Source organism: Streptomyces sp. B3I8, assembly GCF_030816915.1.
Classification (GTDB): domain Bacteria; phylum Actinomycetota; class Actinomycetes; order Streptomycetales; family Streptomycetaceae; genus Streptomyces.
Window position 1 is genome coordinate 2,535,664 of the sequence record NZ_JAUSYN010000002.1, and the last position, 12,847, is coordinate 2,548,510.

The following is a 12,847-nucleotide window of genomic DNA, read 5'->3' on the forward strand; positions in this document are numbered from 1 at the left end:
CCGAGCTCTCCCGGGGTCGAAGGGGCGGAGCCCCTTGTAGGGACGGGAAGGGTAGGGGCGGCGGGGGCGGAAAAACCCGCCCCCTCACACCTGCACGATCGGCTCCCGCGTGAACAGCGCCCCCATCCTCGGCGCGTTCACCCGCCGGTCCGCCAGCCGCAGTCCCTCCCACACGGTGACCTGGTTCGCCGTGAGCACCGGCTTGCCGAGAGCCTCCTCCAGTTCCCTCACACACGCCGCCGTGTGCAGCGCGGTGTTCGGCAGCAGGACCGCCTGTGCCTGGGGGTGGTCGCTCTCACGGGCCAGGCGAAGGACGTCCTCCGGACCCCAGCGGGCCACCTCCGCCGCCGTTTCGACGCCCGCACCCCGTACGGCGACGACCTCGACGCCCGCCGCGCCCAGGAACTCAGCGAACAGTGCGGCCACGTCCTCGGGGTAGGTCGCCGCGACGGCGACGCGGTGCGCGCCGACCTCCTGGACCGCGCGGACGAACCCGAAGGAGGTCGCGGAGGCGGGCAGGCCGGCGGCGCGGGCGAGGTTGCGGACCTGGTCGCGGGCGCCGTCCCAGCCGTGGACGAAGCTCGCGCTGGTGGAGGCGAGGACGACGGCCTCGGCGCCGGAGAGGCGGAGGCGTTCGACGCCGGCGGCGAGGTGTTCGGGGGAGCCGAGTTCGCGGAGGGCGTCCACGTGGTGGGCGTCCTCGCCGATCTCCGTGTGCACGAGGTCGACTCGGATGTCGCTGCCCAGTAGTTGCTCGATGCGGGGGTAGTCGTCCTCGGCGGAGTGGCCCGGGTAGAGGAGTCCGAGTGCGGTCATGCCCGACCTTTCTGTGGTGGTGTGGGTTGTACGGGTACCCCGGGGTTGAGGGCGCATCCTCCGGGGCGCGGGGGGAGTTTTCACCCCCGCGCCCCGGCCCTTCCCGTCACCACAAGGGGCTCCGCCCCTTTGACCCCGGGAGAGCGCGGGTGAGAGCTTCTCGCGCCTGCGCGGCGGTAGCGGTAGCGGTAGCGGTAGCGGTAGCCCCAGATTCAGTACGGCCCCGCGCCCCTTACGGGGCGCCCCCTGGCGTCCCCGCCGAGTTCCCCCGTCCACCGATCAACCCGCGCCATAAAAAATTCGTACGCATGACTTTCTTGCGCTTGGGTAGCGGCGGGCCCATGGCCTCCCCACCTTTGCACAGTGCACGCATACCCCGGCCCAGTAGGCGGACGCTGCTCGCCGGTGCCGCCGGCCTCGTCGTGCCGGTCGCCGCCGGTTGCAGCCGGGTCGCGACGGCCTCGACCAGCGGCGGAGGCGAACTCCTGGACCGACTGAGAGCCCAGGGGGTCGTTCGGCTGGGAATCGCCGGTGAGATCCCCTTCGGCTACATCGACAAGAACGGCGACCTGACCGGCGAGGCACCGGAGCTGGCCAGAGTGATCTTCAAACGCCTCGGCGTCGACCGCGTCCAGGCCGTGCCGACGGAGTTCGGCTCGCTGATCCCGGGACTGAACTCGCAGCAGTTCGACGTCGTCTCCGCGGGGATGTACATCAACCCCGAACGCTGCGAGCAGGTGATCTTCGCCGATCCCGACTACCAGATGCTGGACTCCTTCGTCGTCCGCAAGGGCAACCCCAAGGGGCTGCACAACTACCAGGACGTCGTGAAGAAGAAGGCGAAGTTCGCCACCGGCACCGGATACGCGGAGATCGCCTACGCGGTGGGGGCCGGTTACAAGGAGAGCGACATCCTGATCGTCCCGGACCAGGTGGCCGGGATGAACGCCGTGGAGGCGGGCCGCGCCGACGTGTTCGCGGCGACGGCGGTCACCGCCCGCCAGGTCGTGCGGAAGTCCCGCAAGGCCGAGGCGACCGAGGCCTTCAAACCGCTCGTCGACGGCAAACCGCACGTCGACGGCGGCGGATTCGCCTTCCGGCCCACCGAGACCAGGCTGCGCGACGCCTTCAACGCGGAGCTGCGCAAGCTCAAGGAGAGCGGTGAACTGCTCCGGATCATCAAGCCGTTCGGCTTCACGAAGGACGAGATGACCGGCATGACCGCGAAGGAGCTCTGCGGCCGATGACCTCCGGTCTGTGGGAACTCGTCCTGAAGGGCATCTGGGTCACGGTCCAGCTCCTCTTCCTCAGCGCGCTGCTGGCCACCGGCGTCTCCTTCGTCGTCGGCATCGCCCGCACCCACCGGCTGTGGATCGTCCGCTTCCTCGCGGGCTTCTACACCGAGGTGTTCCGCGGGACCTCCGCGCTCATCATGATCTTCTGGGTGTTCTTCGTACTGCCGCCCGCGTTCGGCTGGCAGCTCGTGCCCCTGTGGGCCGGCACGCTCGCGCTCGGCCTGACCTACGGGGCGTACGGCGCCGAGATCGTGCGCGGCGCCCTGACCGCCGTCGACCCGGCGCAGCGCGAGGGCGGCGTGGCGCTCAACTTCACACCCTGGCAGCGGACGCGCAAGATCCTGCTGCCGCAGGCCGTGCCGGAGATGATCCCGCCCTTCTCCAACCTGCTGATCGAGCTGCTCAAGGGCACTGCGCTGGTGTCCGTCATGGGCATGGGCGATCTGACGTTCAGCGCCAAGCTGGTGCGGCTCGCGCTGCAGGAGAGCGCGGAGATCTACACGTACATCCTGGTCATCTACTTCGTGATCGCCTTCCTGCTCACGCGCGTCATGCGCCGGCTCGAACGGAATCTGAAGGCCGGACTCGGGCAGGGGCCGACGCGGCCGTCGCGGTTCGCGCTGAGACGCGACACAGCGGGCGCCTCGGGCGTGTCCACGCCGACCGGTACAGGAACTACAGGTACCGCCGGCGTGCGCGCCGGGGTCGGAGGTGACTCGTGACGTGGGACTGGGGCGCCGTCGCCGACTTCATGCCGCATTTCTGGGACGGGCTGCTGGTCACCCTGAAGTCCCTCGCCCTCGGCTCGCTGATCTCGTTCGCCCTGGGGCTGGTGTGGGCGCTTCTGATGCGCACGCCGACCCGCTGGGTGCGCTGGCCGGTCGGGGTGGTCACGGAGTTCATCCGCAACACCCCGCTGCTGGTGCAGCTCTTCTTCCTGTTCTACGTGCTGCCCGAGTGGGGCCTGACCTTCTCCGCGCTGACCACCGGGGTCGTCGCGATCGGCCTGCACTACTCGACGTACACCATGCAGGTGTACCGGGCCGGCATCGAGGCCGTCCCCCTCGGGCAGTGGGAGGCGGCCACCGCGCTGAACCTGCCGCTGCGCCGCACGTGGACCGCGGTGATCCTGCCGCAGGCGATCCGCCGGGTGGTGCCCGCGCTGGGCAACTACGTGATCTCGATGCTCAAGGACACGCCGCTGCTCATGGCGATCACCGTCCTGGAGATGCTCGGCCAGGCGCGGCTGTTCTCCCAGGAGCACTTCCAGTTCACCGAGCCGCTGACCGTGATCGGCGTGGCCTTCATCCTCATCTCCTACCCCGCCTCCCTCCTCCTGCGAGCCCTGGAGCGACGTCTTGTCCGCTGACACCCCCCTGATGAAGGAACCCGACGCGCACGCCAACCCGCCGGTCGACGGCGGCGAGCTGATCCGGTTCGACCAGGTCACCAAGCGCTTCGGCGACAACACCGTCCTCGACCGGCTCGACTTCTCGGTCGACTCCGGCCGGCACGTGACGCTGATCGGCCCGTCCGGCTCCGGCAAGACGACGATCCTGCGCCTGCTGATGACCCTGACCCGCCCCGACGAGGGCACGATCACGGTCAACGGCGACTGCCTCACCCACGAGGAACGGAACGGCAGGCTCGTCCCGGCCCGCGAGAAGCACATACGCGAGGTCCGCAAGAACATCGGCATGGTGTTCCAGCACTTCAACCTGTTCCCGAACATGAGCGTGCTGCGGAACATCACCGAGGCCCCGGTGACCGTGCTCGGCATGTCCAAGGACGAGGCCGAGGCGCGGGCGCGGGAGCTGCTGGAGCTGGTGGGCCTGTCCGACAAGGCGGACGCCTACCCGACCCGGCTGTCCGGCGGGCAGCAGCAGCGGGTGGCGATCGCGCGGGCGCTGGCCATGCGGCCGCAGGTGCTGCTGCTCGACGAGGTGACCTCCGCGCTCGACCCGGAGCTGGTCGCGGGCGTGCTGGACGTGCTGCGTGACATCGCGCGCTCCACGGACATCACGATGCTCTGCGTGACGCACGAGATGGGCTTCGCGCGGGACATCTCCGACCAGGTGCTGATGTTCGACTCCGGCCGTGTCATCGAGTCGGGCCCGCCGGACAGGATCTTCGGCGAACCCGAGCACGCGCGTACGAGGGAATTCCTCAGCGCGGTGCTGTGACCGTGTCCCGCCCGGGTCCTCGTACGGGTCCCTCGTACGGGTCCCTCGTACGGAACCCGTACGGGGACCCGCGCGCCCCCACGGACTTCGGCGTCGTCCGCTTCCCGACCCCCCGTTCGGCCCTGTCGTGGACGGCAGCCGACCGTCCGGAGAATGGCCCGAAGCGCAGGGGGAGCCGTGGCGCCGACCCAGGAACCGACCACCCAGGAACCGACCGCCCCGTACCGTTCGGCCCAGGACGCGCTGCGCGTCCTGGAGTCCGTCTCCCGGCGCCCCGCCGGGGTCACCGCCGCGGAACTGGCCCGCCGCACAGGCCTGACCGGAGACCGGCTGAGCGCGCTGTTGCGCATGCTCAGCGAGGAGGCCTACGTCGTCCGGACCGCCGACGGCGCCTACGTCACCGGCGCCGCGCTCCGCCGGCTGGGCGCCGCACACGGCCGCGACCGGGCGGTGCGCGAGAAGCTCCAGCACACCCTGGACCGGCTGCGCGACTGTGCCGGCGCGGCGATCTACGTCAGCCGTTACCTCGACGGCGAGGTCCACGTCACCCAGTGCGCGCAGAGTGCGTCCGCGCCGGCGGTGCACGAGTGGGTCGACTTCCGCTCCGCAGCCCACGCCGGCGCGATCGGCAAGAGCCTGCTCGGCCAGCTCGACGTGGGCGGCCGCCGCGACCACCTCGCCCGGCACCGGCCGGCCCGGCTCACCTCGCGGACCATCACCAGCGAGCGCGCGCTGCTCTCCCGGCTCGCCGCCCAGCCGCCGACGGTTTTGGCCCTCGACCTCCAGGAGTACGCCGTCGGCACGGTCTGCGCGGCGGTGCCGATCACCGTGGGTTCCAGGGTGGGCTGCCTGGCCCTGTCGCTCCCGGCAGAGCAGGCGCACCGGCTGCTCCAGGCGGCGGAACGTCTGAACCGGGGCGCGGTGCCGGTTCTGCTCTCCCTGACGATCTGACGACCGAGCGGGTCCGCCGCCCGGGTCCTGGTCGGCAGCACCCCCGCGGACCAGGTACTATTTTCTCCGTCGCCGGAACGCGTGAGCGTGAAGGCGGGAGTCATGCGCCGCTAGCTCAGTTGGTTAGAGCAGCTGACTCTTAATCAGCGGGTCCGGGGTTCGAGTCCCTGGCGGCGCACCGAAGAGAGGCCCCTCGCCCACGGCGGGGGGCCTCTTTCGTACTGCCGATCGCGCCGAGTCCTCGCGCTTGCCGATCACGCCGGCCCTCTCGCTCCCCTCCCCCTCACGCGTCCTCCCCTCACTCGTCCTCCCTCGCGCCGGCCCTCGCGTCAGCCCTCCAGTTCCGCCATCCTCCGCCCTCGCAGCCACTCCGCGATCTCCGCCACGTAGGCGATCCGCGTCACCCGCACCGCGCGCACCTCCAGGCCCACCTCCTCCACGTCCTGCGCCACCCACCTGGTCAGCGCGTCCCCCAGCGCCCCGGCGTCCCGCAGGGTCACCCCGCCCCGCGCGGCCGAGCCGCCCACCGGGACCTGCGGCACCAGCCGGGCCAGCGCCGCCTCGACGCACTCCGCCAGGTACCGCCGGCGCCCCTCGGCTCCGCGCAGCGCCCGCGCGGAGCCGCGGAGCCGCCAGGTCACCAGGACCGACACCGACAGCTCCAGCCCGTTCGCGTCGCACACCGGCACCGGCTCGCTGCGCCAGTGCCGCAGCCGCGGGCCGACTCGGCGCCGTACCCGGGCCCGCCCCGCGCGCCCGCGCGCGAGCCCCACGAGGCCGACGGCACCGAGCGCCCCCGCCCCTGCGTACGCCGCCCACTGCGCGGGCCCGAGCCCCGTCCCCGCGGGCCAGACCGGACCGGCGAGCGGTGGGAGCACACCGGCCCACCAGGACGTGAGCACGCACCCCGTCGCCCCGCAGACCCCGGCCAGCACACCGAGCGCGCCGGGTCGCAGCCGGACCGGCCGCCCGTCCTCACCGGCCGACGGGACCGCTGCCACCGGGGGTGCCGGCGACACCGCCGCCACCGAGGACGCCGACGGCAGCGATCGGGGCCGCACCCCCGACGCCGCGAACACCGCCCGGACCGGCCCGCCCGTGGCCGCCCCGGCCGGCCCGGACGCCTCCGGCGCCTCCACCGGCGCCGCGCCCCCGGGATCGTCCCGGAAGAGCAGATGGACGGGGATCTCCAGGGTGGACTCGCCATGGATGACCCGTCCGTGCCGCGCGGGCCCCTCCGTCCGGGAAGTCGTCGTACTCATCGATGCCCTCCAAGCCTCCGCGCCGGAAGTTGCGCCGTACGGGGTGCGCTCCGCGTCCGCGCGGTCCGCCCGGCTGCCGGAAGGACGAGTTCCGGTGCCGCGGACATGCCCTCTCCGCACCACGGCCAGTGTTCCGGCGGTCCGGACGAACCGCACGTCCACCGGGCGAACGGCGTACGCGCCCGCCGGTGGTCCGGAGCACCCCGCGGCGTCCGGTAAAGTTTTCGGGGTCAGCGGGCGCCGCTAGCTCAGTTGGTTAGAGCAGCTGACTCTTAATCAGCGGGTCCGGGGTTCGAGTCCCTGGCGGCGCACGACCGGAAAGGCCCCCCGTGGGAGCGGGGGGCCTTTCCGTATGCCCCGGCAGGCACGCGCCCGGTCGGCTCAGCGCGCGTTGCCCGCGCGCAGCCAGGCGAGGTAGTCGGCGGCCGCCCGCTCGGTGTCGTACTCGGGCCGGTACCCGGTGTCCTGCCGCAGCCGGTCGATGTCGAGGACCATGTGCGGCCCGCCGCCCCCGGCGGGGACGTCGACCCGGGCGTCCGGGACCACCTTCCTGATCGCCTCGACGATCTCGGCGTTGGTCGTGGCCCGCCCCGAACCCACGTTGTACGTACGGTGGTTGAGCCTGTCCGCGAGCTGGAGGAGGGCGATGGCCCGACCGGTGTCCTTGACGTAGTTCAGGTCGAGCCCGTCGTCGGCGGAGGCGGGACCCATGAGTCCGGACAGGTCCGGCGCCGTGCCGTGGGCGGCGGCGTGGACGAGGGCGGGTGCGGCGAAGAACGGGTCGGCGTGTCCGAGCGGGCCCCAGGTCCCGGAGATGCGGTAGTCGACGATGTCGACGTCCGAGTGACCGTCGAGGAATCCGCCCAGCAGTTCGCCGACCTTCTTGAAGGTGGGGATCGAGACGGCCGCGCTCATCGCCAGCGGAGCGTCCTCGCGCAGCGGGCGGCCGTGGTCGATGCCGCCGTAGACGCCGATGGTGCTGGCGAGGCCGAGACGGCGCACGCCCCACTCCTCGGCCGCCTGCACGATGTTCAGCAGCCCGTCGAGCGACCGCCGGGTGGCCTCGACCGCCCCCTCGGGCATGGGCGGCCAGGGGTACGAACCCGCCAGGTGCACGATACCCGTGACGGTGTGCCGTCGGCCGAGCCCGAGCAGGGACTCGCGATCGGTGACGTCCGCCTGTTCCACGGTCACCCCCTTCGCGTCGAGGAAGGAGGGGAGCGGGCGGGCGTGGCGTTGGACCACGAGGCACTCCTCGCCCTGGTCGAGCAGTGCGCGCACGGTGTGGGACCCGATGAAGCCGAGGCCTCCGGTGACAAGAAGCATGGTGCACCCTTCGGGCGACAGTTAAGCGGAACGTTGTTCCGACTACATTACGGAACAACGTTCCGCTTGGCAATCGCGGGGCTGCGGTCAGACCCGGACGACCCGACGGCCGCGGGTGTGGCCGGCCCGGCTGTCGGCCTGGGCCCGCGCCGCCTCCGCGAGCGTGTAGACCTTCGCCACGGGGATGCGCAGCCGTCCTCGCGCGATCAGCTCGGCGGCCTCGGCCAGCGCCTCCGGCACGTTCTCCTCCTTCCCGGAGAACCGCACGCCCGCCTCCACCTCCCCGCGGTCGGCGATGGTGATCACCTTGTCCGGGTCCCCGGTCAGGGCGACGAGGTCCCGCAGCACGCCCGAGCCCGCCAGGTCGAGCGCCGCGTCGACGTCGCCGAGCCGCCGCACCCGCTCGACCCAGCCGTCGCCGTACGTCGTCGCACGGGCGCCCAGCTCCCGCAGGTAGTCCTGGTTCGCGGCCCCGGCCGTGCCGATCACCGCGATGCCGCGCTCACGGGCGATCTGCAGCACCGCCGACCCGACTCCCCCGGCCGCGCCGCTGACCAGCAGCGTCTGCCCGGGGCGCACACCCACCTGACGGATGATGCGCAGCGCGGTCTCCGTCACGGAGGGGTATCCGGCCGCCTCCTCGAACGTCAGCCCTGCGGGCATCCGGGCCCAGTGCGACAGCACCGCGAACTCCGCGTACGTGTCCGACCCGATGCCGAACACGCGATCGCCCACCGCCACCTCCCCTTCGAGGCCGTCGCCGACCTCGTCCACCACGCCCGCGGCGTCGAATCCGGTCCCGGCGGGCAGGGCCAGCGGGCGCATCTCCCGGAACTGGCCTTCCCTGATCCGCCAGTCGACGGGGTTCACCCCCGCCGCGCACACGGCGACACGTATCCGCCCGGGGCCCGCATGGGGCTCCTCGGCATCGACAAGTCGCAGGACGTCCGGACCGCCGTACTCGGTGAAGCTCACTTTCTTCATGCGGCCGAACGTAGCACTAACCGTTAGGGTTTTGCAGTTGATAGCTTTAGATAACCGTTAGTCTTTTGGAGCTGATAGCATCCCGCCCATGACCGCCGCAGTGCCGACCCCGACCGGACGCCGTGAGCGCAAGAAGGCCGCGACCCGCCGGCGGATCGCCGACACCGCGCTGCGCCTCTTCATGGAGCACGGGTACGAGGCGGTGGGCATCCGGGACGTGGCCGCCGAGGCCGATGTGGCCGTCACCACGCTCTTCTCCCACTTCGCCTCGAAAGAGGCGCTGGTGTTCGACCAGGAGGAGGACTTCGAGCGGCGCCTCACCCTGGCGGTCACCGACCGCGCACCGGGCGAGCCGCTGCTCGCGGCGCTGCGCCGGGAGGTCCACGCGCTGGTCCGGCACTGCACCGGGGACGGCGCCGCGCCCCTCTGGCGCATGATCGACGAGTCGCCCGCCCTGCGCACGTACGAGCAGGCGATGAAGCTGCGCTACGCACGGTCGCTGGCGGCGGCCGTCCTCGCCGAGCCCGGCATGTCACGCTCCCGGTCCGAGACGGCCTGCCGGGCGCTCGCGTGGTTCGTGGTCGACGCGCAGTGGCTGGCGCGGGGGACGGCGGATCCGCGGGCGGCGGTGGACGAACTCTTCGACATGATCGAGGCGGCCTGGCAGTCCGCGGCGGAACCGCCGGCCTGAGGAGGGGCGGACGGTCTCCCCTCCGCCCCCCGTCCTGCCGACGCGTACCGGTCAGAAGCCCGGTGCGCTCACGTGGGCGACCGCTTCCAGTCCGGCGAGGTCGGTGGCGTCCAGCCGGATGCCGTCGACCGCCAGGTTCTCCTCCAGGTGGGCCACCGAACCGGTGCCGGGGATCAGCAGCATGCGGTCGTAGTGGGCGAGCAGCCAGGCGAGCGCGATCTGCGAGGCCGAGACGCCGTGCCGGGCGGCCACCGCCGCGATCGCCGGGTCGGCGGCCAGCGCCTCCGGGCCGCCCGTGAACGCCGAACCGAGCGGGTAGTAGGGCACGAACGCGATGCGGTGCGCGCGGCACAGGTCGAGGACGGCCTCGTCCGTGCGGTTGGCGATGCTGTAGGCGTTCTGCACCTCGGCGATCGGGGTGACCGCGAGCGCGGCCGCCAGGTCCTCGGCCGAGACGGTCGAGAGGCCGATGAGGTCGAGCTTGCCCTCGTCGCGCAGCTCGGTCAGGGTGCCGAGCTGCTCGGCGAGCGGTACGGGGTCCGGGCCGCCGCCCCCGACCCCGCGCCGCATGTTCACCAGGTCGAGCCGCTCGACCCGCAGGGTGCGCAGGTCCTGCTCGACGGTCCGCCGCAGCTGGTCCGGGCGGGAGGCCCGCACCCATCCGCCCTCCGCGTCCCGGGCCCCGCCCACCTTCGTGGCGATGACGAGGTCCTCCGGGTAGGGGTGCAGCACGTCGGCGAGGAGTTCGTTGACGACGTCGGGCCCGTAGACCTGCGCGGTGTCGATGTGGTTGACGCCGAGCTCGACCGCACGGCGCAGCACGGCACGGGCCGCGTCGGGGTCCTTGGGCGGGCCGAACACCCAGGGCCCCGCGAGCTGCATCGCACCGAAGCCGATGCGCCGTACGGTCCGGTCGCCGAGGGGGGAGGTCTGACTGATCCGACCGCCCTGGCTGTGCTGGTTGATCTGGTCGACCTGGCTGTTCTGGTTGACCTGACTGTTCTGGGTGACCTGACTGTTCTGGTCGATCTGGTTCATGCCTCGACTGTCGGACGCGGTCGCCGCCGCGACCAGTGGCAGCCGCAACCTCGGTCTGGCAGACCTACCCTCGCCGCCGCCCGAAGTCCCCTCCCCGCCGCGCCCGGACCGTACCGTGGAGGCATGGCGAACAACGGCGAGCTGCGGGAGTTCCTGCGCACCCGGCGGGCCCGGGTGCGGCCCGAGGACGTGGGCATCGAGACCGGCGGGCGCCGCCGGGTACCGGGGCTGCGGCGCGAGGAGGTCGCGATGCTGGCCGGCGTGAGCGTCGACTACTACTCCCGCCTGGAGCAGGGCCGCCGCCGACTGCAGCCGTCCGACCAGGTGCTCGACGCGCTCGCCCGGGCGCTGCGGCTGGCCGACGTCGAGCGGCTGTACCTGCACAACCTCGTACGGTCGACCGTCGCCACGCCCGCGCCCGAGGCCCCTCCGCTTCCGCCCCTGGACGAGGGCATGCGGCTGATGCTGGACAGCCTGCCGACGCCGGCGATGGTCGTCGACGCGCGCGGGGACGTGCACGCGATGAACCGCATGGGGCGGGCGTTGCTGGTGGGGCTCGAGCCGATGCCGTCAACGTCGTCCAGTCATCTGCGCTGGCTCTTCCTGGACCCGTCGGCGCGCGAACTGCTCGTCGAGTGGGAGATGATCGCGCGGGTGAGCGTGGGGGTGCTGCGGGAGGCCGCGGGCCGTCACCCGCGCGACCCGAGGCTGCACAGCCTGGTCGGGGAACTGTCCGTGACAAGCGCCGAGTTCCGCGGCTGGTGGGCCGAGCACGAGGTGGAGGTGCGGTGCCGCGGCACCAAGCGGTTCCGCCACCCCGTCGTGGGGGAGCTCGTCACGCACGTGGAGGCGCTGCGGCTGCAGGACGGGGAGCGCTGGCTGTACGCCTACGCGGTGGAGCCGGGCTCGCCCTCGGCCCAGGCGCTGCGGCTGCTCGGCACGTGGGCGGCGACGCAGGACGCGGAGCAGAACGGCGGAACCGTGACGGACGAGGCGCCGACGGCGCCGGTGACGCCCCTGGAGGCGGACACGCGTCCTTGAGCCGGAGTCCCTGAGCCGGAGTCCCTGAGCCGGAGTCCCTGGGCCGGGGTTCCTCAGGTGACGATCCCGGTGAGGTACGCCGACACCACCACGTCGGCCGTGTAGGTGCGGCTCGCCTCGTCGTACGTGCCGCCGCACGTGATCAGCCGCAGTTCGGCGCGGCCGGCCCTGTGCGGCCCGTACGCCGCGTGGGCGTCGAAGTGGTCGCGGGCCAGCACCTGGACGCCCTCGACGGTGAACTCGGCGACCCGGTCGTCCTCCCGTAGGACCCGGATCCGCTGCCCGGGCCGCAGTGTGCTCAGCCGGTAGAAGACGGCCGGCCGTGTCTCGGTGTCGACGTGCCCCACGATCAGCGCGGTGCCGACGGCGCCGGGCCGCGCCCCGTCCTCGTACCAGCCGACGGCGTCGGGCTGCGCGAAGGGCGGCGGCACGATGGCCCCCTGGCCGTCCAGCCCGCGCGGCAGAACCGGTGCGTGGACGTCCAGCGCGGGGATCTCCAGCCGTCGCGGGGCCGCCGCGGTCAGCGGGCGGGCGGGGGGCGGCAGCGTGACGTCGACCGGCCGGCCGACGGCGGCCACGTCACCGGTGGTCGGCGCCGACACCCCGAGCCGGAGGTCGGTCAGCGCCTGCCCCCACAGCCACAGCCCGAGGAGCACCAGCGCCCAGGTCACCCCGGCGACGATCCGCCCGGCGCCCGGCCCGGCGCCCGGGGTACGTCCACGGTGTACGCGCACGGCACTCAGCCCCTGCCCGGCCGGCGGACCCGCGCCGCCGGCACCGCCGAGGCAACGGCGACCCCGGCGAGCAGCAGTCCGGCGGCGAACTGTCGCGGGCTGGGGCCGGTCTCCCCGCTCCGGGGCGCGGACCGGGAGCCGGCGACACGCGCCGCGTACCCGCCCCCGGCGGGCACGGGCGCGACGGGCGAGGCCGGAGCGGGGGCGGGAGCGGCAGGACCGACAGCGGCGGGACCGGGGGCCGCGGCACCGGCGAATGGCGCGGCCCGGCCACCGTCACCGCTCCCGGCGCCGTACGCGGCGGGCGCCACCGGCCCCGACACGAGGGCGGCCGCGCCGACCACGAGAACCCCGGCACGCACAGCGACCGAAACCGAACTCATCGTGAACCTCCAGACATCTGGAGATTCCCCCGCCACCCCCCGCCCCGCATCCGGAGACCACGCCCACTCCGCCGAACGAGTGACACGAGGTTTGAGCCCTGCCCCCTCGGACCGCGTGTCCGCCGAGCGGGGCGGGGCGGGTC

Annotated in this window: 14 protein-coding genes and 2 tRNA genes; 9 read left to right on the plus strand and 7 right to left on the minus strand. The window is 72.9% G+C overall.

Translation table 11 applies throughout. The annotated features are described in order from the left end of the window. Positions 1-84: 84 nt before the first annotated feature. Positions 85-816, minus strand: coding sequence for a decarboxylase (locus QFZ64_RS13240; RefSeq protein WP_307065341.1), 732 nt, complete (start codon positions 814-816; stop codon positions 85-87). A 341-nt stretch (positions 817-1,157) separates the two neighbouring features. On the opposite strand from QFZ64_RS13240, the gene ehuB reads away from it, so the two are divergent. The 6 genes from ehuB (at position 1,158) to QFZ64_RS13270 (ending at position 5,423) form a co-directional block, all read left to right on the plus strand. Continuing rightward, the gene (gene ehuB, locus QFZ64_RS13245) at positions 1,158-2,063 is read left to right on the plus strand and encodes an ectoine/hydroxyectoine ABC transporter substrate-binding protein EhuB (protein WP_307065343.1); all 906 of its coding nucleotides are present in this window, start codon (positions 1,158-1,160) and stop codon (positions 2,061-2,063) included. After that, entirely contained in the window at positions 2,060-2,833 is a 774-nt protein-coding gene (gene ehuC, locus QFZ64_RS13250; RefSeq protein WP_307065344.1) for an ectoine/hydroxyectoine ABC transporter permease subunit EhuC, read from the plus strand. The genes ehuB and ehuC overlap by 4 nt, the downstream gene beginning before the upstream one ends. Next, entirely contained in the window at positions 2,830-3,480 is a 651-nt protein-coding gene (gene ehuD / locus QFZ64_RS13255) for an ectoine/hydroxyectoine ABC transporter permease subunit EhuD (protein WP_307065346.1), read from the plus strand. The genes ehuC and ehuD overlap by 4 nt, the downstream gene beginning before the upstream one ends. 10 nt (positions 3,481-3,490) lie before the next feature. After that, positions 3,491-4,294 (plus strand): ectoine/hydroxyectoine ABC transporter ATP-binding protein EhuA, encoded by an 804-nt coding sequence (gene ehuA, locus QFZ64_RS13260; protein WP_307071680.1) that lies wholly within the window; start codon positions 3,491-3,493, stop codon positions 4,292-4,294. 153 nt (positions 4,295-4,447) lie between these two features. After that, complete coding sequence (locus tag QFZ64_RS13265) at positions 4,448-5,245, plus strand: IclR family transcriptional regulator (protein ID WP_307065348.1); 798 nt, start codon at positions 4,448-4,450, stop codon at positions 5,243-5,245. Between the two features lie 104 nt (positions 5,246-5,349). Beyond that, a tRNA-Lys gene (locus QFZ64_RS13270) sits at positions 5,350-5,423 on the plus strand. 151 nt (positions 5,424-5,574) lie between these two features. Here QFZ64_RS13270 and QFZ64_RS13275 read toward each other — a convergent pair. Further along, positions 5,575-6,507, minus strand: a complete 933-nt coding sequence (locus QFZ64_RS13275) for an SPFH domain-containing protein (RefSeq protein ID WP_307065350.1) — start codon at positions 6,505-6,507, stop codon at positions 5,575-5,577. 237 nt (positions 6,508-6,744) lie between these two features. Between QFZ64_RS13275 and QFZ64_RS13280 the strand changes: the two genes are divergently transcribed. Further along, positions 6,745-6,818, plus strand: a tRNA-Lys gene (locus tag QFZ64_RS13280). Positions 6,819-6,888: 70 nt separating this feature from the next. Here QFZ64_RS13280 and QFZ64_RS13285 read toward each other — a convergent pair. Then, complete coding sequence (locus tag QFZ64_RS13285) at positions 6,889-7,833, minus strand: NAD(P)-dependent oxidoreductase (RefSeq protein WP_307065352.1); 945 nt, start codon at positions 7,831-7,833, stop codon at positions 6,889-6,891. A gap of 87 nt (positions 7,834-7,920) precedes the next feature. Next, positions 7,921-8,817 carry an NADP-dependent oxidoreductase gene (locus QFZ64_RS13290; protein WP_307065354.1) on the minus strand — a complete coding sequence of 299 codons (897 nt, stop codon included), beginning with the start codon at positions 8,815-8,817 and terminating at the stop codon, positions 7,921-7,923. Positions 8,818-8,917: 100 nt separating this feature from the next. Between QFZ64_RS13290 and QFZ64_RS13295 the strand changes: the two genes are divergently transcribed. Continuing rightward, on the plus strand, positions 8,918-9,508 hold the full coding sequence (locus QFZ64_RS13295; RefSeq protein WP_307071681.1) for a TetR/AcrR family transcriptional regulator: 591 nt from the start codon (positions 8,918-8,920) through the stop codon (positions 9,506-9,508). Positions 9,509-9,559: 51 nt separating this feature from the next. On the opposite strand, the gene QFZ64_RS13300 is transcribed toward QFZ64_RS13295, so the two are convergent. Then, on the minus strand, positions 9,560-10,546 hold the full coding sequence (locus QFZ64_RS13300) for an aldo/keto reductase (protein WP_307065356.1): 987 nt from the start codon (positions 10,544-10,546) through the stop codon (positions 9,560-9,562). A 123-nt stretch (positions 10,547-10,669) separates the two neighbouring features. Between QFZ64_RS13300 and QFZ64_RS13305 the strand changes: the two genes are divergently transcribed. Further along, positions 10,670-11,587, plus strand: a complete 918-nt coding sequence (locus QFZ64_RS13305; protein WP_307065357.1) for a helix-turn-helix domain-containing protein — start codon at positions 10,670-10,672, stop codon at positions 11,585-11,587. Positions 11,588-11,640: 53 nt separating this feature from the next. Here the strand turns inward: QFZ64_RS13305 and QFZ64_RS13310 are convergent, their stop codons facing one another. After that, the gene (locus QFZ64_RS13310; RefSeq protein ID WP_307065360.1) at positions 11,641-12,321 is read right to left on the minus strand and encodes a class F sortase; all 681 of its coding nucleotides are present in this window, start codon (positions 12,319-12,321) and stop codon (positions 11,641-11,643) included. Positions 12,322-12,326: 5 nt separating this feature from the next. Continuing rightward, positions 12,327-12,704, minus strand: coding sequence for a hypothetical protein (locus tag QFZ64_RS13315; RefSeq protein ID WP_307065362.1), 378 nt, complete (start codon positions 12,702-12,704; stop codon positions 12,327-12,329). Positions 12,705-12,847: the final 143 nt, after the last annotated feature.